Raw genomic sequence first — 20,157 nt, 5'->3', positions numbered from 1 at the left:
GCACTCTACGCGGCCCCGTGCACGCGGATCTAACTCGAGGTCCGGTACGTTGTTCGAACTATGTCGATGATTCCCACCAGCTTGCGGAGCTTCCTGTACGGGCTGTACACGAGGCGGCTGCGTCGTTCTCTGCACGGGCGTCCGAAGCCCAAGCACGTCGCGATGATCATCGACGGCAATCGGCGCTGGGCGCGGCAACTTGGCCTGCGCGACGCCGCTAAGGGGCATGCTGCCGGTGCCGCGAAGATGATGGAGTTCCTCGCCTGGTGTGACCGCGAAGGCGTTCAGGTCGTCACGCTCTACCTGCTCTCGAACGACAACCTCAAGAACCGCAGCAGTGAAGAACTCGACGCGCTCATCGACATCATCGAGAAGCTCGCTATGCAGATCGCCGAGAACGCGCGCTGGCGCGTCCACCACGCCGGCTCGCCCGAGCACCTGCCGGCGGGGCTCGGCGCCACGCTGGAGCGCCTCCAGCGCGACACGGCACAACGTCGCGGGATGCACGTCAACCTCGCCGTCGGGTATGGAGGCCGCAACGAGATCGTGGACGCCATGCGGCAGATCGTGCGTGCCCACGCCGCGGACGGGGGCGACGTCGCAACCCTCGCGGACATCCTCACGCCTGACCTCATCGCTGAGCATCTCTACACGGGCGGGCAGCCGGATCCTGACCTCGTGATCCGAACGTCGGGGGAGCAGCGCCTCAGCGACTTCATGCTCTGGCAGTCGGCGCACTCGGAGTTCTACTTCGTTGAAGCGCTCGGCCCCGACCTGCGCGAGGTCGATTTCCTGCGCGCCCTGCGCGACTTCGCGTCGCGTCAGCGTCGCTTCGGGCAGTAGCCGCGGTCGTTCACAGACACGACACAAGATTTAACTTTTGCCTGCGCGTGGCGCGGTGGCCATCGTCGTACGTTAATGCCATCAGGTACGGTGCCTGATCGAAACGGCCACAGGTTCCCGAAGTTCGTTTCAACCTACAGAGTCCCCCTGTGGTCGTAACGTAACCCAACGACGAGCGAGAGCTTGGCGAAGGAGCGGAACTGCCGTGACACCCGCACAGCGCAACACCGACCACCTCGAGAACGAGGAAGGGGGCGCCGTGCAGACTACGGCTCCCGACTCCCTGGTCTCGACCCGCACCTACGTGCTTGACACGTCGGTGCTGCTCAGCGATCCGAGGGCTCTGTTCCGCTTCGCGGAGCACGCCGTTGTCATTCCCGTTGTTGTCATCACGGAGCTCGAGAAGAAGCGCCACGACCCGGAGATCGGTTACTTCGCGCGCCAGGCGCTGAGGTTCCTCGACGAGTTGCGCATCAAGCACGAGCGCTTGGACTTCCCGATCGCGATCGGCGAGGCGGGAGGCACGCTGCGCGTCGAGCTCAATCACTCGAACATGAGCGTGCTTCCGAGCGGCATGCAACTGGGAGACAACGACACACGCATCCTCGCGGTCGCGCAGAACCTCGCAGGTGAGGGGCTCGCGGTGACCGTGGTCTCGAAGGACCTGCCTATGCGCGTCAAAGCCTCGGCCATCGGCCTCGCGGCCGAGGAGTATCGGGCGGAGCTGGCGCGCGACACCGGCTACACGGGCGTCGCGGAGATCTCGCTTGGCGCGGATGAGTTGGACACGCTCTACACGGACGAGAGCGTCGCGACCGCGGTTGTCGACGAGCTGCCCATCAACACGAGCCTCGTGATCCACTCGGATCGCGGTTCGGCTCTCGGACGCGTGTCGGGGAAGGGCGCCGTCCGACTTGTCCGTGGGGACTTGGATGTGTTCGGCGTGCACGGTCGTTCGGCGGAGCAGCGCCTCGCCATCGACCTCCTCCTCGATCCATCGATCGGCATCGTGTCGCTGGGTGGGCGCGCGGGCACTGGGAAGAGTGCCCTCGCCCTGGCCGCGGGCCTCGAGTCGGTGCTTGAGCGCGGACTGCACCGGAAGATCATGGTCTTCCGGCCCCTCTTCGCTGTTGGCGGCCAGGAGCTCGGGTTCTTGCCTGGTGACCAGGGCGAGAAGATGAACCCGTGGGGGCAGGCGGTGTACGACGCCCTGTCCGCGATCGTCTCGGAGAACGTCATCGACGAGGTCATCGACCGCGGGATGCTCGAGATCCTTCCGCTCACCCACATCCGGGGCCGCTCATTGCATGACGCGTTCGTAATCGTCGATGAGGCGCAGTCGCTCGAGCGGAACGTGCTGCTCACGATGCTCTCCCGGATCGGGAAGAATTCGCGAGTCGTCCTCACACACGACGTTGCCCAGCGCGACAACCTGCGCGTGGGCAGGCACGACGGCGTCGCATCGGTCATCGAGACGCTCAAGGGACACAAGCTGTTCGCCCACATGACGCTCACCCGGTCCGAGCGCAGCGATATTGCGGCCCTCGTGACCGAGCTGCTCGGCGACTACGAAGTGTGAGGTGGACGGGACGCCTGCAGTCATCGGAAAGTACGTCCGGCGCAGCTCGTCGAGTCGCTGTGGATAACTTCTACGACGAAGACAAGACGTGACTAGCGTTCTGGCATGGCAGAGAGAGCTGGGGGGAGCTCCTCTGCTGTGACGGGGCTGGGCTCCGCGCGCGAAGGTGGGGGAGCGCGGAGTCCAGCCTCATCGTCACAGCAGTGGGGCCTGCGGGAGGCGGTGTGCGTCTGTGCACTGAGTGCGATCGCGGTGGTGGCGGCGATTCCTGAGAGAACTGGCCTTTTGCCGGCGCTCCTTGCGCTGGCCGTGGTCACTCCGCGGCTCGTCGCGGTGGATATGAGAGAGCACCGACTCCCGAACGCCCTCGTTGGCGTCGCCGCTCTTGGCGTGCTTTTGGCGAGTCTCGCGGGCTGTGTGCTTGACGGCCGGCCCGACCTTTTGGCTGCCGCCACCGGTGTGCTTGTCGGAGGCGTGCTGCTGGTGCTCTCGCTGCTCGGCGGGCTCGGCATGGGAGACGTGAAGCTCGGAGCAGTGCTCGCCTGGGCGGCGGCACTCGTGGATCCGTCACTCGCCGTCGTGCTCGTCGTGCTCTCGGTCATGTTCGGGGGAGTGCAGAGCGCCATCGTGCTCCTGCGCACACGTGACCGACGGCGCAGCATCGCCTTCGGGCCTGCGTTGCTCGCGGGCTATTGGCTGCCCGTCGCCTGGCTCGCGATCCTGCCCGGTTGACTGGGGCGCACATCCGAGACCGCACGACCTGAGACGCACTAAGGCCCGCCGTGTTCCCACGGCGGGCCTCGGCGTTGCGTCTCGTCGCCTAGAGGTTGGGCGAGGTCATGCTGAGCACGTCGAGCTTCTCGTCGAGCTGCTCTTCCGTGATGTCGCCGCGCTCGACGTAGCCGAGGTCGATGACGGCCTGGCGCACCGTGACCTTGTTGGCGACCGAGTGCTTGGCGATCTTCGCCGCCGCCTCGTAGCCGATGATGCGGTTGAGCGGCGTGACGATGGAGGGCGAGGACTCTGCGAGGGCGCGGGCGCGCTCCTCGTTCGCGACGAGGCCTTCAACCGTCTTGTCGGCGAGCACTCGAACGCCGTTGGCGAGGAGGCGGATCGACTCGAGGAGCGCGGTTCCCATGACTGGGATCTGCACGTTGAGCTCGAACGAGCCGGAGGCGCCGCCGAAGACGATCGCTGCGTCGTTGCCGATGACGCGGGAGGCCACCATGAGCACGGCTTCCGGCACAACGGGGTTGACCTTGCCTGGCATGATCGAGGAACCCGGCTGGAGGTCGGGGATCTGGATCTCGCCGAGGCCCGTGTTCGGGCCTGAGCCCATCCAACGGAGGTCGTTGTTGATCTTGATGAGGCTCACGGCGATCGTGCGGAGCGCACCGGACGCCTCGACGAGGCCGTCGCGTGCCCCCTGAGCTTCGAAGTGGTCGAGCGCCTCCGTGAGGGGGAGCTGTGCGTTGTCGGCGAGCTCGGCGATGACCTGCTGCGAGAAGCCTGCGGGGGTGTTAATGCCAGTGCCCGTTGCGGTGCCGCCAAGTGGCACCTCAGCGACCCGCGAGATGGTCGACTGCACGCGCTCGACTCCGAGGCGGATCTGGCGCGCGTAGCCGGCGAACTCCTGGCCGAGCGTCACGGGGGTCGCGTCCATGAGGTGGGTGCGGCCGGCCTTGACGGTGGTCGCCCACTGCGCGGCCTTGCGCTCGAGCGCCTCAGCGAGGTGCTCGAGTCCGGGGACGAGGTCGTTGAGGAGTGCGTCCGTCACTGCGACGTGCACGGACGTCGGGAACACGTCGTTCGACGACTGCGAGGCGTTGACGTGGTCGTTGGGGTGCACCGAGTCGCCGAGGCCCCGCGTTGCGAGCGTCGCGAGAACTTCGTTGATGTTCATGTTCGACGACGTGCCAGAGCCAGTCTGGTAGACGTCGATCGGGAACTGATCGAGGTGTTCGCCGTCGATGATCTGCTGCGCGGCCGCCACGATGGCGTCTGCCACGGGCTGCTCGATGATGCCGAGCTTCGCGTTCACGATCGCGGCGGCGCGCTTGATGCGCGCGAGTGCGATGATCTGGCCTGGCTCGAGACCTGCACCGGAGATGGGAAAGTTCTCGACAGCGCGCTGCGTCTGCGCCGCGTAGAGTGCGTTCTTCGGAACGCGAACTTCGCCCATCGTGTCGTGCTCGATGCGGTACTCGTCTTGATTTTCCACCACGTTGTGTGACCTTTCCAGGTAGCCGATCTCTGTAAGAGCCAGCCTACCGAGTGCTGGCCTCAGTCGAGGTCGGCGGCGACAAGCTCGGCCAGCTTCGTGACCGTCTCAGGCTTGTTGTTGCCGTACACGAGGTAGGCCTGGTCGCCCTGTTCCAGAACCAGCATGTATGCGCGGTTGCCTGCGTCTTCTGGGCTGAGGTCGGTCGCGTCGTACTCGATCCAGTCGAGACCGCCGACCTGGACGGTGCCGGTCGGGGTGCGCTCGCGAGTCGCGTCGAGCAGCCAGGTTGGGTTGACGCCGATGCCCTGGCTCACGCCCACGTACTCGGTGGGTGCATCCTTGGGGCCGACGAGGAAACCGATGTACCACTCGCTCACGCCATCGGCGCTCGTGCGGATCTCGGCCTCGTTGGCCGTCCAGTCGGCGGGCACCTCCGGCACGACGAGGGGGACCGCGAAGTCGCCCTGTGCGCTCTGCGCTTCCGACGCGAAGTCGACGTCAAACGCCACGGGGGTCTCGTTGCGGGGCACGATCGCGACGATGAAGACCACGAGGCCGAGGGAAACGAGGAGCGAGTAGACGAGGTTGTTGATCGTCTTGCGCTTGCGGTACAGGCGAGAGGATTCGGCCTTGCGCGCGAAGGTTTCTTCTGGAGTCTCCGGCCGTCCGAGCTCCGCGACGATCGGCGGCTGCTTCTGCTTGGACATTAGGCCTTGTCCGTGTCGTCGTCGCGCCGACGCGCTGCCTCGAGGCGCTTGCGGGCGCCGAGGAGCCACGACTCGCAGTGTGCTGCGAGCTGCTCGCCACGTTCCCAGAGCTTGAGCGATGCCTCGAGCGAGGCGCTGCCCTGTTCGAGCTGGCTCACGACGGAGATGAGCTCGTCCCTGGCCTGCTCGTAGCTGAGCTCGGCGATGTCGGGCTGTTCCTGCATGGTGGTCATTCTACGTTCGCCTCCGTCGCGCCGTTCGAGGCGCCGGTCATGGTGGTGATGGGTTCGCCGCCGAGCGACGATGCGGAGATGCGGCCGTCGGCCGTGCGGATGCGGAGCTCGGCCGATGCTGGCGCATCCTGCCAGGCCGTGACGAGCGTCCGGGAGTCGCCATCAACCCGCTCGACGATCGAGTAGCCACGCTCGAGCGTGCCCTGGGGGGAGAGGCCGCGGAGGTGTCGTGCCAGCGACTCGAGTTTGTCTTGCTCCCTGTCGATGCGACGGGTGATGAGTTCCTCGCCGCGCTGAGAGGCTCGCATGAGCTCTTCCCCGCGCTGGTCGATGATCCACGAGGGGTTGGCAAGCGCCGGTCGGGAGACCAACGACTCGAGTGCGTTGGACTCACTGCGCACGCGGTCGACGATTCGCTGCAGGATGCGGGACCTTGCCTGCTGGACTCCGGCGAGTTCCTCGGCGACGTCTGGCACGACGCGCTTGGCGGCATCCGTCGGCGTGGAGGCTCGAAGATCCGCGACGTCGTCGAGGATCGGACGGTCGGCTTCGTGGCCTATGGCGCTCACGACTGGCGTGGTGAGTTCCGAGACGAGGCGCACGAGGCTCTCGTCGCTGAAGGGGAGGAGGTGCTGGAAGTCGCCACCGCCGCGCGCGACGATGATGACGTCGACTTCGGGGTCTGCGTCGAGTTCGCGCAGGGCAGCCGAGACCTCGGCGACGGTGCGCTCGCCCTGCACGGAGGTGTGGATCGTGCGGAACTGCACGGCCGGCCATCGCAGCTCGGAGTTGCGTCGCACGTCTTTTTCGGCGTCGGACTCGCGGCCGGTGATGAGGCCGATCGTGCCGGGCAGAAACGGGAGGGGTTTCTTGCGAGCATCCGCGAAGAGTCCTTCGGCCGCGAGTTGCTTTCGGAGGCGCTCCAAGCGCTCGAGGAGGTCGCCGAGACCGACATGGCGCAGGTCGGAAACCTGCATTGAGAGCGTGCCGCCCTTGACCCAGAAGTCGGGCTTGACGCTCGCGATGACCCGGTCGCCCTGCTTGAACTCGCCGTCGAGCCGCTGAACGACGCTGCGCCAGGCAGTGACCGAGAGGGTTGCGTCGGCGTCGAGGTCTTTGATCTTGCCGTAGGCGTGCCCGCCGCGGATGCTCCAGCCGGTGAGCTCGCCCTCGATCCAGACGGATCCGAGGCGCGCGATCCAGTCGCGAACGAGTTCGGAGACGACGCTGACGGGCCAGGGCGCATCCGGCGTCGACTTCGGGGGCTGGATGACGACCACGTGCCTCTTCTCGGAGCTGGGGTACCCCGTTGGACTTGTGCCGGGGTGTTGTGGCGGGGCGACGAGATTCGGCCGCCGCACGCGAAATCGAGGATATCGCGTGCGGCGGCCGAGTCTTTCCGGCTGTGGAGAACCGGCTGACTGCTGCGCGGGCTTAGGTCGAGGTGGGCGTCGCGGTTGGCAACGCGCCACTCGAGAGCGCCTGCAGGAGTTCGCCGTGCAGCAGGATCGCTGTCAACGTGAACCCGAAGATCGTGATGAGGGTGACGACCGCGCCGATGATCGGGATCCACATCGCGCGCTTGCCCGCCTTCCAGCGGATGAGCGTGAGGTAGAGCGTGAGCGCGTAGATCGCGGGCAGCACGATGATCGCCGTGAGCGAGAGCGTTGCCAGCCCCTCCGGCCGCACGTAGTCGTTGATCCCGAAGTCCTTGTAGAGCAGCGCCATCTGGCCTGCCAGCGAGTTCTCCGTGAACGTCGTCATGTTCACGATCGTGGCGACGAGGCCGAGCACCAGGAACCCGATGCCCAGGAAGCGGTCGTTCTTACGCTTCGCTTCCTGCAACGAGTCCTGCTGCTCGGCTCCCGGCGTCACGCTCACGCGGCTGAGTGACCGAACGAGCCGAGCTGCTTGGTGGCCTCGATGACACGAGCCGCCATGGCGGTCTCGGCCTTCTTGCCCCACGAGCGGGGGTCGTAGACCTTCTTGTTGCCGACTTCGCCATCGATCTTGAGGAAGCCGTCGTAGTTCTTGAGCACCGTGTCGGCGACCGAACGGCTGAACGCGTACTGCGTGTCGGTGTCGATGTTCATCTTGATGACACCGTTGCGCACGGCTTCTGCGATCTCTTCGTCGGTCGAGCCGGAGCCGCCGTGGAAGACGAGGTCGAGCGGCTTGGGGCCGGTGCCGTACTTCGCGGCGAGGCCCGCTTGGATCTCGGCGAGGAGCTCGGGGCGGAGCTTGACGTTGCCCGGCTTGTAGACGCCGTGCACGTTTCCGAACGTGAGCGCCGCCATGTACCGGCCGCGGTCGCCGAGGCCCAGTGCCTCAACGGTCGCGATCGCGTCGTCGAGAGTCGTGTAGAGGTGCTCGTTGATCTCGTGGGCGACGCCGTCTTCTTCGCCGCCGACGACGCCGATCTCGACCTCGAGGATCTGGTTGTTGGCCTGCGTGAGCTTGAGGATCTTGGAAGCGATTTCGAGGTTCTCAGCGAGCGGTACGGCCGAGCCGTCCCACATGTGGGACTGGAAGATCGGCTCGCCGCCGCGCTTGATCTGCTCGGCGGAGGCCTCGAGGAGCGGGTAGACGAAGCCGTCGAGCGCGTCCTTCGGGCAGTGGTCGGTGTGCAGCGCGACCGTGATCGGGTAGTTCTTCGCGACCTCGTGTGCGAATGCGGCCATGGCGAGCGCGCCTGATGCGCGCGCCTTGACGGTCTGGCCGGCGAAGTAGTCGGCACCGCCTGTGGTGACCTGGAGGATGCCGTCAGAGCCGGCTTCGGTGAGACCCTGGAGAACGGAGTTGATCGTCGACGAACTGGAGACGTTGATCGCGGGGTACGCGAATCCGCCTTCCTTGGCTCGGTTCAGCATCTCGGCGTACTGGTCCGGTGTTGCGATGGGCATGTGTGCTCCTTCAGCGCTTGGAACTTACGCGTGAAGTCTAGTCAGGGCCGCCGACTTTCTCCGAGCGCGCGTACTAGGGTTGAGATCGGATAGCGCGGAGCAATGGTGTCGTGTGATTGCTCGGCGGGAACTTCCACAACGCCAGCGAAAGGGACCCCTGTGACCTCATCTTCCGCCACTCCGACTCCTGAGCACGGGCAGCTCTTTGCGAACCCGGACCGAAACCTCGCTATGGAGTTGGTGCGCGCAACCGAGGCCGCTGCCATTCGGGCGACGCCGTTCATCGGGCGTGGTGACAAGAACGCTGCCGACGGCGCCGCCGTCGACGCCATGCGCAAGTTCCTCTCCACTGTCGACTTCGCCGGTGTTGTTGTCATCGGCGAGGGCGAAAAGGACGAAGCCCCGATGCTCTTCAACGGCGAGCAGGTCGGGAACGGGCAAGGGCCAGACTGCGACATCGCGGTCGACCCGATCGATGGAACGAGCCTGACCGCTGCCGGACGCCAGAACGCACTGAGCGTCATCGCCGTGGCCGACCGCGGCTCCATGTACAACCCCAAGGACCTCTTCTACATGGAGAAGATCGTCACGGGACCAGAAGGGGTTGGCGTCATCGACCTGGCTCGCCCGATCGGCGAGAACATCCGCGCGCTCTCGAAGGCCAAGAACAAGCCTGTCGAGGACATGGTCATCGCCGTGCTCGACCGGCCGCGCCACGAGGAGCTGATCAACGAGATCCGCGAGGCTGGCGCTGGGACGCAGCTCATGCTCGACGGCGACGTCGCCGGTGGTATCAACGCTGCTCGAGGCACTGGGCGTATCGACATGTGCGTGGGCATCGGTGGCACGCCGGAGGGCATCATCACTGCCTGCGCGATTAAGGCCCTCGGCGGCGTGATACAGGGCCGTTGGTACCCGCGCAACGAGGAAGAGCGCGAGCGGGCGATCGCTGGCGGTCACGACCTTGAGGCAGTACTCACGCAGGACGACCTCGTTCGCACGGAGAACACGTACTTCGTCGCGACGGGTGTGACTGACGGTGGACTCTGCGCGGGCGTCCGTCGTGTGGGCAATCGCATCCTCACCGACTCGGTGGTCTTGCGTTCGCGTTCCGGCACGGTCCGCCGCGTGACGGCCGAGCACATGGCCGACAAGTGGCTCTGACCTCGCTAGTCCGCTGACTCAGCGATCTCGCTGACCCAGCACCTTCGCTGCCGGTCGAATACCACGCCCACCCCGGGCGTGTGGAGTATTCGACGGGCAGCGTTTTGCTTGCCCGGAGCCTGAGCGCCAGAGTCAGCGGTCCGTGAATCCGTCGCCTGTCGCCTCGGCGAAAGGCAGCTCGGTCAGCTCGGGAGCGGTGAGCCCGCGCAGCTGCTCTTCGACTGGACGCGGTGTGTTGATGGGCGAGCCGATGTTCAGCGCGTCGAGCTTCCTGGCGGTCGGTAGTACGCGTGTTTCGAGGGAGCCGAGGAATGCGTTGTAGCTTGTCGCAGCGCCCGCGAGCGACCGGCCGAGCTTGTCGATGTGGGTGGCGAGCGTACCGAGGCGTGTGTGGAGTTGCGTGCTGAGTTCGAAGATCTCGTGCGCTTGGTCTTCGAGGACATCTTGCTGCCAGGCGTAGGCGATCGCCCGCAGTGTGGCCCAGAGCGAGACTGGAGAGGTGACCGCGACGCCGCGGTGCATTGCGTCTTCGAGCAGTGACGGGTCGGCGGCGACCGCGGCCGAGAGCGCCGACTCGCTTGGCACGAAGGCGATCACCAGCTCGGGGGAGCCGGGGACGGCGCTCGGGTAGCCTCGGGCGTTGAGTGCGGCGACATGTGCTTTCAGTGCCTTCGCGTGCTCTGCCAGCAGACTGCGTCGCCTCGTTGTCTCCTCTTCGTCCCCGAGCTCGCTGAGCTGGCTTGCTGCCAGGTACTTCGACATGGGCGCCTTCGCATCGATGACGAGGTGCTTGTCGCCGGGGAGGTGCACGATCATGTCGGGGCGGCGTGCGCCCTGCTCCCCGTCGACGCTCACCTGGGTGTCGAAGTCGACCCGCTCGATCAGGCCGGAAGCCTCGACGATGTTTCGCAGCTGCGCCTCGCCCCAGACGCCTCGCGCTTGGTTTGATTGGAGCGCCGAGGCGAGTGAGTCGGTCGTTGCTCGCAAGCGCTCATCGGCCTCGTGCTGGTTCCGGAGTTGCTCGCTCAGCTCGCCGTGCTGCTGAAGTCGCTGCTCCTCGATGGAGGCGACGGCACGTCGCATGAGCTCGAGCTGCTTGTTGACGGGCGCGAGCGCGGTGAGGACCTGCTGCTCACCCACCTCCTTCGACCGCCGCGCTTCGAGCTGCGCCCGCTCGCGCGACAGGACCTCGTCGAGGTGCTGCTCGGCTGTCGCGCGAGCTTCACCGGCCGATTCAGCGCGCGCACTCGCCGTGGCGAGCTCGGTGGCCAGCGACTGGCGCTGGCTGGCTCCACGCATCGAGGCGATGGCGAAGCCCACGATGAGGCCGAGGAGAAGCCCGATGACGAGGGGAAGTGGTTCCATGCATCCACCCTCGCAGGTGCCTCCGACATTTCAGGCGAAGGTGGCCGCCGCAGTGAGTGTCGCGGCACGTTCGAGTTCGCTTTCGAGCGTGATGCGCTCGATCGCGACGTCCTTAAGCGCAGACAACGTCTCAAGGTCAGTGGCCCCGAGCCGGTGTGCCGTGTCGATGACGATGGCTGCACTGGCCTCGGCGTCCGACATCGGATCGTGGTGGACGAGCGTCCGGAACCCGGCCGCTTCGGCCGCGACCGGAAGGCGGTAGGAGTGCAGCTCGTAGCTGCGGCGCGCGAGTCGCAGCGAGCAGAAGTAGCGCAGCGGTGGCACGGGCATACGGGTCGCGAGGCTGCTCGCGAGCAGCACGCCGACGTCGAACCTGGCGTTATGCGCGACCAGCACGTCGTCGCCGAGGAACTCGAGCAGGTCGGGCAGCTGCGACTCCCAGGTAGATGCATCCCGGGTCATCTCACGACTGATTCCGTGGAGCTGCACGTTGAAGGGCAGGAACACGTCGTGCTCGCCTGGTGGCCGGATGCGCCACGTCGCCCGCTCGACCACGGCACCGTCGCGGATGCGAACTAGACCGACGGCGCACGCCGAGGCGGGCGAGCCGTTGGCGGTCTCGAAGTCGATCGCTGTGAAGTCGATGGTCACGCCATCCATGGTGGCACGGCCCGGAACTCGCGGCGGGCAAGTACGATAGTCCCTCGTGGCTCTTACTCTTGGCATCGTCGGCCTGCCCAACGTCGGCAAATCGACCCTTTTCAACGCACTCACGAAGAACCAGGTTCTCGCGGCGAACTACCCGTTCGCCACGATCGAGCCCAACGTGGGGGTGGTCGAGCTGCCTGACGCCCGCCTCAAGGTGCTTGCCGAGATCTTCGGATCCGAGCGCATCCTGCCCGCAGCAGTGTCGTTCGTCGACATCGCCGGCATCGTCCGCGGCGCAAGCGAGGGTGAGGGGCTTGGCAACCAGTTCCTCGCGAACATCCGTGAAGCGGATGCGATCGTGCAGGTCGTGCGTGGCTTCGAGGACGGGGACGTGGTGCACGTCGATGGCAAGGTCGAGCCTGCGAGCGACATGGAGACGATCAACACCGAGCTGATCCTCGCCGACCTGCAGACCATCGAGAAGGCGCTGCCGCGCTTCGAGAAGGAGGTCAAGCAGAAGCGTCTTGACTCGTCCGTGCTCGAGGCCGCAAGCGAGGCCAAGGCGGCCCTCGACGCGGGCACCTTGTTGTCTGCGACGAAGATTGATCTTGAGCCCATCAAGGAGCTCGGTCTGCTGACGGCCAAGCCCATGATCTTCGTCTTCAACATCGACGAGGCCGCGCTGAGCAGCGAGGCAAAACTCGCCGAGCTGGCCGCGCTCGTCGCGCCTGCGAAGGCCATCTTCCTCGACGCACAGACCGAGTCGGAGCTCATCGATCTGGACCCAGAGGAAGCGGCTGAGCTGCTCGCATCGCTGGGTCAAGACGAGTCCGGCCTGAGCCAGCTCGCCCGCATCGGCTTCGACACGCTCGGGCTCCAGACGTACCTCACGGCTGGCCCCAAGGAGTCGCGCGCGTGGACGATCCGCAAGGGCTGGAAGGCTCCAGCGGCTGCCGGTGTCATCCACACCGACTTTGAGCGCGGCTTCATCAAGGCTGAGGTCATCTCGTTCGACGACCTCGTAGAGACGGGCTCGACTGCAGAGGCTCGTGCCAAGGGCAAGGCCCGCATGGAGGGCAAGGAGTACGTCATGCAGGACGGCGATGTCGTGGAGTTCCGCTTCAACGTCTAGTAACTCGTCGCTGCGTTGCACTCGAGAGCTCAGGATGAACGTGCCGTTTGACGCGAAGCTGGTCCCAGCTAGACCACGTCATGCGTCGCCGCTCGGCGGTCGGAAGCCACTGACCGCCGAGCTGGCGGCGTTTGCTGGCATCGACGACGACGCAATGGACGACATCCTGCCCGTCGACCTCACTGCCGTTCGACTCCTCATTGTGGGTGTCAACCCCGGGTTGTGGACGGCGGCAGTGAACGCCCCCTTCGCGCGCCCGGGCAACCGGTTCTGGCCGTCGCTGCACCGAGCAGGGCTCACCGACGAGCTGGTTGACGCCTCACGCGGACTCTCGTCGGCCGATGAGCAGCAGCTGCTCTGCCGCGGCATCGCGCTCACGAACCTGGTCGGGCGCGCGACTGCGCGAGCCGACGAGCTATTGGCTTCGGAGCTTCGGGCAGGTGGTCAGCGCATCGTCGAACGCGTTAGCGCCATGCGGCCAGAGGTGGTAGCCGTCGCCGGGATCACGGCATTTCGAACCGCGTTCGGACGTCCGAAGTCGGTGCTCGGACGCCAGGATGCGTCGGCTATCGACGGCTGGCCGGAGGGAGTCGCCCTGTGGGTCGTCCCGCAGCCGAGTGGGCTGAACGCGCACGAGACGATCGACACACTTGCCGCCAAGTGGCGAGAGGTCTGGGAATCACTGCATCCAGAGTGACGATGCGCCTCAGCGGGTCGTGACGTGACCTGGAGGAGACTGAGAGACGCAGTTCGCGTCACCGCTAGTTTGAGTGACATGACGGATTCGAGTGCATCGAAGAATCTTGCCGAAGAGCGAGTGGTGAGCTTCATGGCCGAGTACGAGGCGCAGTGGCGGATCGCCGCTCCAGCCTTCGAGGATCGCGACCCAGACAACCCGAAGTCCGCGTTCCAGCTGTGGCGAGAGCTCATGGCGGAGACGACGCGGCACCATTTCATCGACCCGCCGACGGTTGACCTCGCGCAATCCTTTGGCCGACCTGCAAGCCACGGCCCTGCAGCGGAGCAGCTCGTCAGCTCGGAGCTTGTCGGCGACGTCGCCTACGTGCTCACTCGAAGTATCCAGATGCAGCGCAAGTTGAACGAGTACACGCTGCGCCGGCAGGGGCCGCGCGGAGGATCGCCGCCATAAGCCAGCATTTCGGAGACCCGAAGTCGCCGTTCGCAGACCCAGTCATCGTCAATGAGCGGGCGTTGGAATGCAGCGTGGATGCGCTGTCGACCGAAATGCCAGAAGCTCAGTCGCAGCTCGATGAAGTCCACAACTTCACCGACCGCGACGTGACCCGCCCGGACGACGAGCAAACAGAGCGCGTTGAGGTCACCCAGATCGGCACTCTTGCGACCAGCACCGGGGTTCTCTCGGTGCTCGACTTCGGCTACGACAACGACGACGCCCGTCCACTCGCGAGAACCGTTGCTTCAGGCACCTACCCGGTTGACCGAGTGACGGCGTTTGGTCGCAACGCCGCGGTCCGAGTCCGGTTCAGCGACTCGGTTCCTGTCGCCTGGCATCCGGCCTCGCTACCAGGCAGCGGCCACGTGGTCGGCGTGGATGCTGGCTGCATCTGCATCGTGGACTACATCTGCTACTCGGCGATGTCGCGCCGCGACAAGGCTGCGGCATACGACGCTTTCGTCGCCGCACCGAGGCCTGCGGCGCAGGAGTTTTCACTCAGCGATACCGACCGCGGGATCGCGTTCGATTCGGGCTATGGCGACGGCAGCTACCCCGCCTACTGGGGCTTGGATGCTGACGGCAAGACGGCACAGCTTGTCGTCGACTGCATGGTGCTGGTCAGTCAAGACGAAGACGGGATGCTCACTCACCTGTAGCCCGCATCCGGTGACTGGGCGTCCGTTGCTAGCGGATCGAGTAAAAGAAGCCGGCACCGTCGTCGGCGAACCGTTGGATCGCTTCCCGGAACGGCCCGAACAGACTGCTGCAGTACGACCCGTCTGCCTCACCACAGGTTTCCTCGAGTTCCGCGAGGTCAACTCGCGCATAGTCATCGGCGGCGAGCCGCACGTACCCCGCGGGCACGATCCCGTAGTACGGCTTCCAAGTCGCGTACCCGTCTGAGTAGAGAACGTCTCCGAGCAGGAGCAGCGCCCCGGCGCGCGGGAGGACGTTGATCTGCCGGTCGTCGATGCAGTGACAGTGATCGGCGGCGGCCAGTGTTGAGAGCTCGGTCGTATTGGGCGGGCCGTCGCCTTCGAGCAGACTTTCGGTGGACGGTTCCGGCATCCAGTCCTGCAGGAAATAGTCCAGCAGAACCCTGAACCCCTTGTCGAGGCCGACGCAGTTCTCTTCGTTGATGGTCGCTTCGCGTCGGTCGAGCACGTAGCTCGTTGCACGCGGGTCGTCGACCGCCCGCTCGAAATCAGCCTGTGTGCGGAGCGGCCAGCCGTAGTAGCGAATTCCCATGCGGAGCAGTATTGCGGCCCTTTTCGTGCGCCGGACGAGTTATCCACAGCCGGTCGGAGTGTGGGGCCGCGCGCATAATCTCGTCGCCATGAAGGAGCAACACGAAGCCCAAACAGGGGAGTTCCGTGCCTGAGCCAATACCGGTTTACCGATGGGTACACTCCGCTGGTGGCGACGACAATCAAAGTCTCCGAACAGCTTCGTGACCGCATCAATCGGGATGCCAAGGAGCGCGGGATGACAGCCGCAGGTCTCATCGAAGGCCTGCTGGATGGCTATGAGCGACGTCGGCGAATGGAGGCGTTCGGACGAGTCGTTCGTGGCGCAAGCGACGACTACTGGGATCAACTCCGCAACTGGGACGTCGAACTCGGCGATATGAATGCTCGAGCGGACGGTGGCTGATCTTTCTCGCGGACTCGTCGTGTGGGTTGAACTCGCCCCAGCACGGGGAGGGAACAGGCGGGGCGACGCCCGGCCCTCGTGGTTGCCAGCGATCTGTATCTCGAACAGGCGGATTCCCTTGCGATCATCGTTCCCGTCACGACGACCGACCGCGGATGGCCCAACCACGTGCGCCTTCGGGGACGTGCACTTGAGCTGGACCGACCCAGTTTCGCAATGACCGAGCAACCGCGCACGGTCACGAGAACGCGCCTCGTCGCGTCATCGGGATCCGTGGACGCTCAGACAATGGGAAAGGTCGACCTCTGGCTGCGAGACTTCCTCGGTCTGCCCTGATTTTCGTGGCAGGGGAGTTCGCTAGGGTTGCGCGCACTGCCGCCTCATGCCTCCACGAGGAGAGGCGAGAGCCGCGAGCAACCTCACCCCGGATGCCCACATGATTGCCTACTCAGATCTCGACACGCTCGGCGACGAGGAGCAGGAGCGCATCCAGTCGCTCTTCGAACGCAGTGCGACAATCTGGGACCTGCCGGAGGACGAGGGCAAGATCGACGTCTGGGACGAGTTCGTCGAGGACTGCGAGCGCGCCAGCTTCCCGCACCTCATCGCGAGTGCACGCTTCGGGCAGTACACGACCCTGGTCAAGGCGGGGCTCGCGGGGAGGGCCCTCGACGCCTACGCGAAGCTCATGCAGGTCATCCACCGCCACGGCGACCTCATTGCGCCAGACAACGTCGATCGGATGCTCGGTTCCGTCGCGACCGCGACGATGACGCTCCTCGACGACCCCACGGTGCCGCTCGAACAGATCACTCGCGTTGTGGACCTCGTCGAGCAGCAGGTGAAGCATCGTGGCACGGATATCGTGGGCGTCTACGTTGCGCGCGCTGCCGTGGCGGCGGCCACGGGGGACACAGAGGCGACCTTCGACTGGATCTCGCGGTGGCGGGCCGAAGGCAGCGAGGAATGGCGCCCGGACTCTTCCGGGGTGATCCAGATGGAGCTGCCGCTCATCGCACGCTTCGACGTCGGCCGGGCGACCGCCATCCTCGAACAGCGGTTGCGGATGCTCGACATCGACCCGGAGCGGTTCGACTCAGAAAACACCGACGTGCGCCTCCTGACGATGCTCGCGTTCTTCTACGTGCGCGAGGGGCGACGGGGCGATGCCGACCGGATCATCGAGCAGCTTGTCGACGGCATGGGTATCGACCGTCTGGCGAGAGAGGCCGTCACCGACTACCTCATCCCGGTGCTCGAGCATCGGCCGGCGGATGCGGTGGTGGCTGTCGATCACACACTGCTGAACCTGCACCTCGACACCAGCGACTGGGAGGCGCTGGCCGCCGTCGCGCGCAGCCGGATCTTTGCGGACCCGGCTGGCGAGGAGGGGCGCCTCCTGCGGGCCCTCGCCGAGGAAGCGGCGACGGCACAGGATGCGCGAGGCGGCACGGACATCCACCGCCGCGAACTCAGCGACTTCTGGTGGGCCGGACTGCCGGAGCGCGTTTGCCCGGACCTCGTCGGGCAGACCCGAGTCTGGGACGACGTGGAGGAGCGTGCCGAGCGCATCCTCGCGGCGGGATGGCTGCCGCGGACACGGGCCGTGAGCCTCGACGACCCGCCGATCTCCATCAAGCACCGCTACGTGTCGCTGCTCGGCGAGACGATGGACCTGCTTGCCACCGAATCGGCGGAAGAGGCGGCGGAGCTCGAGGAGCGGCTCACCGTCAGGGCCGAGCAACTGAAGTGTGCGACCTCCAGCTACTGCATCCCGCTGCTCCACGGCCTCCGAGCTGGGCAGCAGGCGCAGACGTCGACCCTGGTGAGTGATTTCGAGCGTTCGCAGCTCGAGCTAGTCAAGAACGCTGGCCTCATCACCGATTCCATCCAGGCGATCGGGGAGAAGTTCTTCGCAGTGACCGTCGAGCAGGCGGTTGCGGACCCCGAGATCACGTGGGGGCTGATTCATGACCTCGTCGACCGCGAGGTGCGTGTCCGCGAGGTCACGAGCGGCCCGAGCTCGCACGTGCTCCTCGCACGCGCGGAGATCGCGGCGCACCGAGACGAGGCCGAGTCTTTGCGTCAAATCATCGCGCAGTTGCAGCGCGCTCTCGTCGAGGAGGAAGATCTCCTAGATCGCCCAGCCGTCGAGCTCGAGATCATCCGACTCAGTGCCAGGTACGCGCCGCAGTTCGCGACCGCAGTGGCGACCCGCGTTGCCGACACCGGCGACGCGGAGCAGGTTAGAGCCGCCAACGCGTGGCTGTGCTGGTTCGGCGCAAGGCAGGGCGACCCCCGAGCTGCCCCGGCGCTCGCTCACCTCCTCGCGTCAGTTGAAGGAGACGTGACGGAGTTCGGCCCCCTTCCCGGCTGGGTGCTCCTCGAGGGGCTGGCGGCCCCGGATGCCGATCTTGGCCCCGTCATCGACGCCGTGCTCGAGGAGGCCGACACGGGCTCTCCGAGCGACCTGCTGGTCTTCGCCGCCGCCGGAAGCGCCCTGCTCGAGTTAGGCACTGGCGACCCTCGCGGCGCGGAGCTTCGTGCAAAATCGATCCACGTCACGAGGCAGCTCGACGCGCGGAACGGCAACAGGTTCTGGAGCGAGTGGATCCGCGACCGCTGGTACCCGGGCGACCAGGCGTTCGGGGTGAGCGCGTGAGCGGCGAGAGCTTCCGCGTCGACCTTCGCGGCATCGTCGACATCCTCTCCCACCACCTCTACTCGAGCCCTCGCGTTTACTTGCGCGAGCTCATCCAGAATGCGCGCGACGCCGTGGTCGCACGGCAGTCCCTCGAGCCCGGCGCGCCAGGGCAGATCTCCATAGACGTCGATGCCGGGGGAGCCGTGATCGTACGCGACCACGGCGTGGGCCTCACGGAAAACGAGATGCGCACGGTGCTCGCGACGATCGGCGCGTCGAGTAAGCGAGGAGATCTGACCCAGCTCCGACGCCAGTACCTCGGCCAGTTTGGCATCGGACTGCTCTCCTGCTTCCTCATCGCCGACCGCATCGAAGTCAGGTCACGCAGTGCGCGCTCGGCGGATGCACCGACGCTGAGCTGGGTGGGCGACTCGGACGGAACTTTCACGATCTCGCAGGCCGAGTATCCGCTTGCCGATGCCGGGACCGAAGTGCGCGTCGAGGCTCGTGCGGATGACCGGGAGTGGGTGGAACCCCAGAGAGTACGCCTCCTCGCGGAGCGCTTCGCGTCGCTCTTGGACCTGCCCGTTTCGCTTGCTGGTGGCGCGGATGGCGCGGAGGTCATTAGCCTCCGCACTCCGCCCTGGGGCGCTACGGACGCCGAGGCGGAGCAGTGGTGTCGACAAGAGCTCGGCTTCTCGCCCCTCGCGGGGCTGCCGATCTCCGTCGGCGCGGCAGGAGTCGTCGGTGTCGCCTTCATCGCCGACACCCCGGGTCGGGTCGGCAACCGCAAGGGCGACACGATCTACTCGCGCGGGATGTTTGTGGCAGAGAACAACGTGCAGTTGGTGCCCGGTTGGGCCTACTTCGTCCGCCTTGCACTCGATGGCGGCGAGTTGCCGTTGACCGCCTCACGGGAATCGCTGCAGGACTCGCTCGCGATAGCCGAGGTTCGGAACCAGATCGGGATCCAGATCCGGGAGGGTATCGAAAGGTTCGCCTCTGGCAACCCATTTGGCTTCGCGCGCTTCATGGATGTGCACTCCAAGGGGCTCCTCGCGATGGCCGCGAGCGACACGAACATGCTGGACCTCGTCATGAAGCACGTGCCCTGGGAGACGAGCGAGGGCACGATGACGCTGGAGCGCATTCTTCGTGTCTTCGACAGGGTCCAGTACACGACCTCGATGACGGAGTTCACCGCCTTCGCCCCGATCCTCCGAGCCGGTAGGACGTTGCTGGTCAACGGCGCGTACGTGTACGGCGGGGAGATCTTGAGGCAGGTCCAGGAACGCCGAGGGCTCATCGGGGGCCTGCGGCTCTTCGACGCGAGTGCCTTCCTCGGGGATCTGCCGAGGCCCGCCGCGGATGACCTGGATGTTCGAGGCTTCGAGGGGCACGCTCGCTCGGTGCTCGATCGGCTGGGCCTCGATCTCGATCTGCGGGAGTTCGCGCCGGCATCGGTCCCCTCCCTCTTCGTCGGGGCGACGGGGATGCCCGAGTTTCAAGCGACCCCGACCGAGGCTGACCCGTGGGCCGACTTCCTGAGCGAGCCGGAACGGGCGCCAGCACGTTCGAGGTTGGTCCTGAACGTCTCCAGCTCCGCCGTGCGAGCGCTCGCCTCGCTCATGGACGACCGGGTGCGCGCGGACGCGGTCACTGGTCTCTACGTCATCGGGTTGCTCACCGCCGGCGAGAAGCTTGACGAGAGGCACACCGAGCTGCTGAGCGGAACGCTGCATACCCTGATCGCGGCAGCGGCCAACCCCGAAGCCGGAGCGGGCGCGTCAACCTGACAGAGCGGAATCCTGATTCGCCAAGAGGATGCGCGGAGCTCGATACTGACACTCGTATCGCACTCTTC

The 20,157-nt window shown here is 66.0% G+C and carries 21 protein-coding genes; 12 read left to right on the top strand and 9 right to left on the bottom strand.

Going from position 1 to position 20,157, the window contains the following annotated elements; genetic code table 11:
• Nucleotides 1-60 precede the first annotated feature (60 nt).
• The 3 genes from FHX72_RS06070 to FHX72_RS06060 all read left to right on the top strand — a co-directional run bounded on the left by FHX72_RS06070 (nt 61) and on the right by FHX72_RS06060 (nt 3,154).
• Nucleotides 61-843, top strand: coding sequence for an isoprenyl transferase (locus FHX72_RS06070; protein ID WP_183623638.1), 783 nt, complete (start codon nt 61-63; stop codon nt 841-843).
• Nucleotides 844-1,102: 259 nt separating this feature from the next.
• Complete coding sequence (locus FHX72_RS06065) at nt 1,103-2,422, top strand: PhoH family protein (protein ID WP_068479584.1); 1,320 nt, start codon at nt 1,103-1,105, stop codon at nt 2,420-2,422.
• Between the two features lie 285 nt (nt 2,423-2,707).
• The gene (locus tag FHX72_RS06060) at nt 2,708-3,154 is read left to right on the top strand and encodes a prepilin peptidase (protein ID WP_221186722.1); all 447 of its coding nucleotides are present in this window, start codon (nt 2,708-2,710) and stop codon (nt 3,152-3,154) included.
• Between the two features lie 88 nt (nt 3,155-3,242).
• On the opposite strand, the gene FHX72_RS06055 is transcribed toward FHX72_RS06060, so the two are convergent.
• The 6 genes from FHX72_RS06055 to fbaA form a co-directional block, all read right to left on the bottom strand.
• Nucleotides 3,243-4,646, bottom strand: coding sequence for a class II fumarate hydratase (locus FHX72_RS06055; RefSeq protein ID WP_377606368.1), 1,404 nt, complete (start codon nt 4,644-4,646; stop codon nt 3,243-3,245).
• A 59-nt stretch (nt 4,647-4,705) separates the two neighbouring features.
• Nucleotides 4,706-5,353: a DUF4245 domain-containing protein gene (locus FHX72_RS06050; RefSeq protein WP_183623636.1), complete on the bottom strand. Its 648-nt coding sequence runs from the start codon at nt 5,351-5,353 to the stop codon at nt 4,706-4,708.
• The gene (locus FHX72_RS06045; RefSeq protein ID WP_068479493.1) at nt 5,353-5,586 is read right to left on the bottom strand and encodes an exodeoxyribonuclease VII small subunit; all 234 of its coding nucleotides are present in this window, start codon (nt 5,584-5,586) and stop codon (nt 5,353-5,355) included. The genes FHX72_RS06050 and FHX72_RS06045 overlap by 1 nt, the downstream gene beginning before the upstream one ends.
• The gene (xseA, locus tag FHX72_RS06040; RefSeq protein ID WP_082775247.1) at nt 5,583-6,866 is read right to left on the bottom strand and encodes an exodeoxyribonuclease VII large subunit; all 1,284 of its coding nucleotides are present in this window, start codon (nt 6,864-6,866) and stop codon (nt 5,583-5,585) included. The genes FHX72_RS06045 and xseA overlap by 4 nt, the downstream gene beginning before the upstream one ends.
• Before the next feature lie 154 nt (nt 6,867-7,020).
• Nucleotides 7,021-7,467 (bottom strand): DUF6264 family protein, encoded by a 447-nt coding sequence (locus tag FHX72_RS06035; protein ID WP_156475678.1) that lies wholly within the window; start codon nt 7,465-7,467, stop codon nt 7,021-7,023.
• Nucleotides 7,464-8,489 carry a class II fructose-bisphosphate aldolase gene (gene fbaA / locus FHX72_RS06030; RefSeq protein ID WP_068479490.1) on the bottom strand — a complete coding sequence of 342 codons (1,026 nt, stop codon included), beginning with the start codon at nt 8,487-8,489 and terminating at the stop codon, nt 7,464-7,466. Before fbaA ends, FHX72_RS06035 begins: the two co-directional genes overlap by 4 nt.
• Nucleotides 8,490-8,720: 231 nt before the next feature.
• Between fbaA and glpX the strand changes: the two genes are divergently transcribed.
• A complete protein-coding gene (gene glpX / locus FHX72_RS06025; RefSeq protein WP_244964093.1) occupies nt 8,721-9,653 on the top strand; it encodes a class II fructose-bisphosphatase in 933 nt (310 codons plus the stop codon).
• Between the two features lie 132 nt (nt 9,654-9,785).
• Here the strand turns inward: glpX and FHX72_RS06020 are convergent, their stop codons facing one another.
• A complete protein-coding gene (locus FHX72_RS06020) occupies nt 9,786-11,018 on the bottom strand; it encodes a DNA recombination protein RmuC (RefSeq protein WP_183623632.1) in 1,233 nt (410 codons plus the stop codon).
• Nucleotides 11,019-11,048: 30 nt separating this feature from the next.
• Nucleotides 11,049-11,678: a 3'-5' exonuclease gene (locus FHX72_RS06015; protein ID WP_221186721.1), complete on the bottom strand. Its 630-nt coding sequence runs from the start codon at nt 11,676-11,678 to the stop codon at nt 11,049-11,051.
• A gap of 46 nt (nt 11,679-11,724) precedes the next feature.
• Between FHX72_RS06015 and ychF the strand changes: the two genes are divergently transcribed.
• The 4 genes from ychF (at nt 11,725) to FHX72_RS05995 (ending at nt 14,652) form a co-directional block, all read left to right on the top strand.
• Entirely contained in the window at nt 11,725-12,798 is a 1,074-nt protein-coding gene (gene ychF / locus FHX72_RS06010; RefSeq protein ID WP_068479486.1) for a redox-regulated ATPase YchF, read from the top strand.
• Nucleotides 12,799-12,952: 154 nt separating this feature from the next.
• On the top strand, nt 12,953-13,495 hold the full coding sequence (locus FHX72_RS06005; protein ID WP_221186822.1) for a mismatch-specific DNA-glycosylase: 543 nt from the start codon (nt 12,953-12,955) through the stop codon (nt 13,493-13,495).
• Nucleotides 13,496-13,573: 78 nt separating this feature from the next.
• Complete coding sequence (locus FHX72_RS06000; RefSeq protein ID WP_183623628.1) at nt 13,574-13,948, top strand: hypothetical protein; 375 nt, start codon at nt 13,574-13,576, stop codon at nt 13,946-13,948.
• A gap of 74 nt (nt 13,949-14,022) precedes the next feature.
• Nucleotides 14,023-14,652: a DUF4241 domain-containing protein gene (locus FHX72_RS05995; protein ID WP_183623626.1), complete on the top strand. Its 630-nt coding sequence runs from the start codon at nt 14,023-14,025 to the stop codon at nt 14,650-14,652.
• 28 nt (nt 14,653-14,680) lie between these two features.
• Here the strand turns inward: FHX72_RS05995 and FHX72_RS05990 are convergent, their stop codons facing one another.
• Complete coding sequence (locus FHX72_RS05990; RefSeq protein ID WP_183623624.1) at nt 14,681-15,244, bottom strand: hypothetical protein; 564 nt, start codon at nt 15,242-15,244, stop codon at nt 14,681-14,683.
• 168 nt (nt 15,245-15,412) lie between these two features.
• Here FHX72_RS05990 and FHX72_RS05985 point away from each other — a divergent pair, with 168 nt between their 5' ends.
• From FHX72_RS05985 to FHX72_RS05970, 4 genes are all read left to right on the top strand, one after another.
• Nucleotides 15,413-15,649, top strand: coding sequence for a toxin-antitoxin system protein (locus tag FHX72_RS05985; protein WP_068494590.1), 237 nt, complete (start codon nt 15,413-15,415; stop codon nt 15,647-15,649).
• Between the two features lie 78 nt (nt 15,650-15,727).
• Nucleotides 15,728-15,985 carry a type II toxin-antitoxin system PemK/MazF family toxin gene (locus FHX72_RS05980; protein WP_282857136.1) on the top strand — a complete coding sequence of 86 codons (258 nt, stop codon included), beginning with the start codon at nt 15,728-15,730 and terminating at the stop codon, nt 15,983-15,985.
• Between the two features lie 100 nt (nt 15,986-16,085).
• Nucleotides 16,086-18,311: a hypothetical protein gene (locus tag FHX72_RS05975; RefSeq protein WP_183623622.1), complete on the top strand. Its 2,226-nt coding sequence runs from the start codon at nt 16,086-16,088 to the stop codon at nt 18,309-18,311.
• Entirely contained in the window at nt 18,308-20,089 is a 1,782-nt protein-coding gene (locus tag FHX72_RS05970; RefSeq protein WP_183623620.1) for an HSP90 family protein, read from the top strand. The genes FHX72_RS05975 and FHX72_RS05970 overlap by 4 nt, the downstream gene beginning before the upstream one ends.
• Nucleotides 20,090-20,157: the final 68 nt, after the last annotated feature.

Source organism: Pseudoclavibacter helvolus (assembly GCF_014191305.1).
Classification (GTDB): Bacteria; Actinomycetota; Actinomycetes; order Actinomycetales; family Microbacteriaceae; genus Pseudoclavibacter; species Pseudoclavibacter helvolus.
Note: the sequence above shows the minus strand (reverse complement) of the source record. Positions and strands in the feature narration are given on the sequence as shown.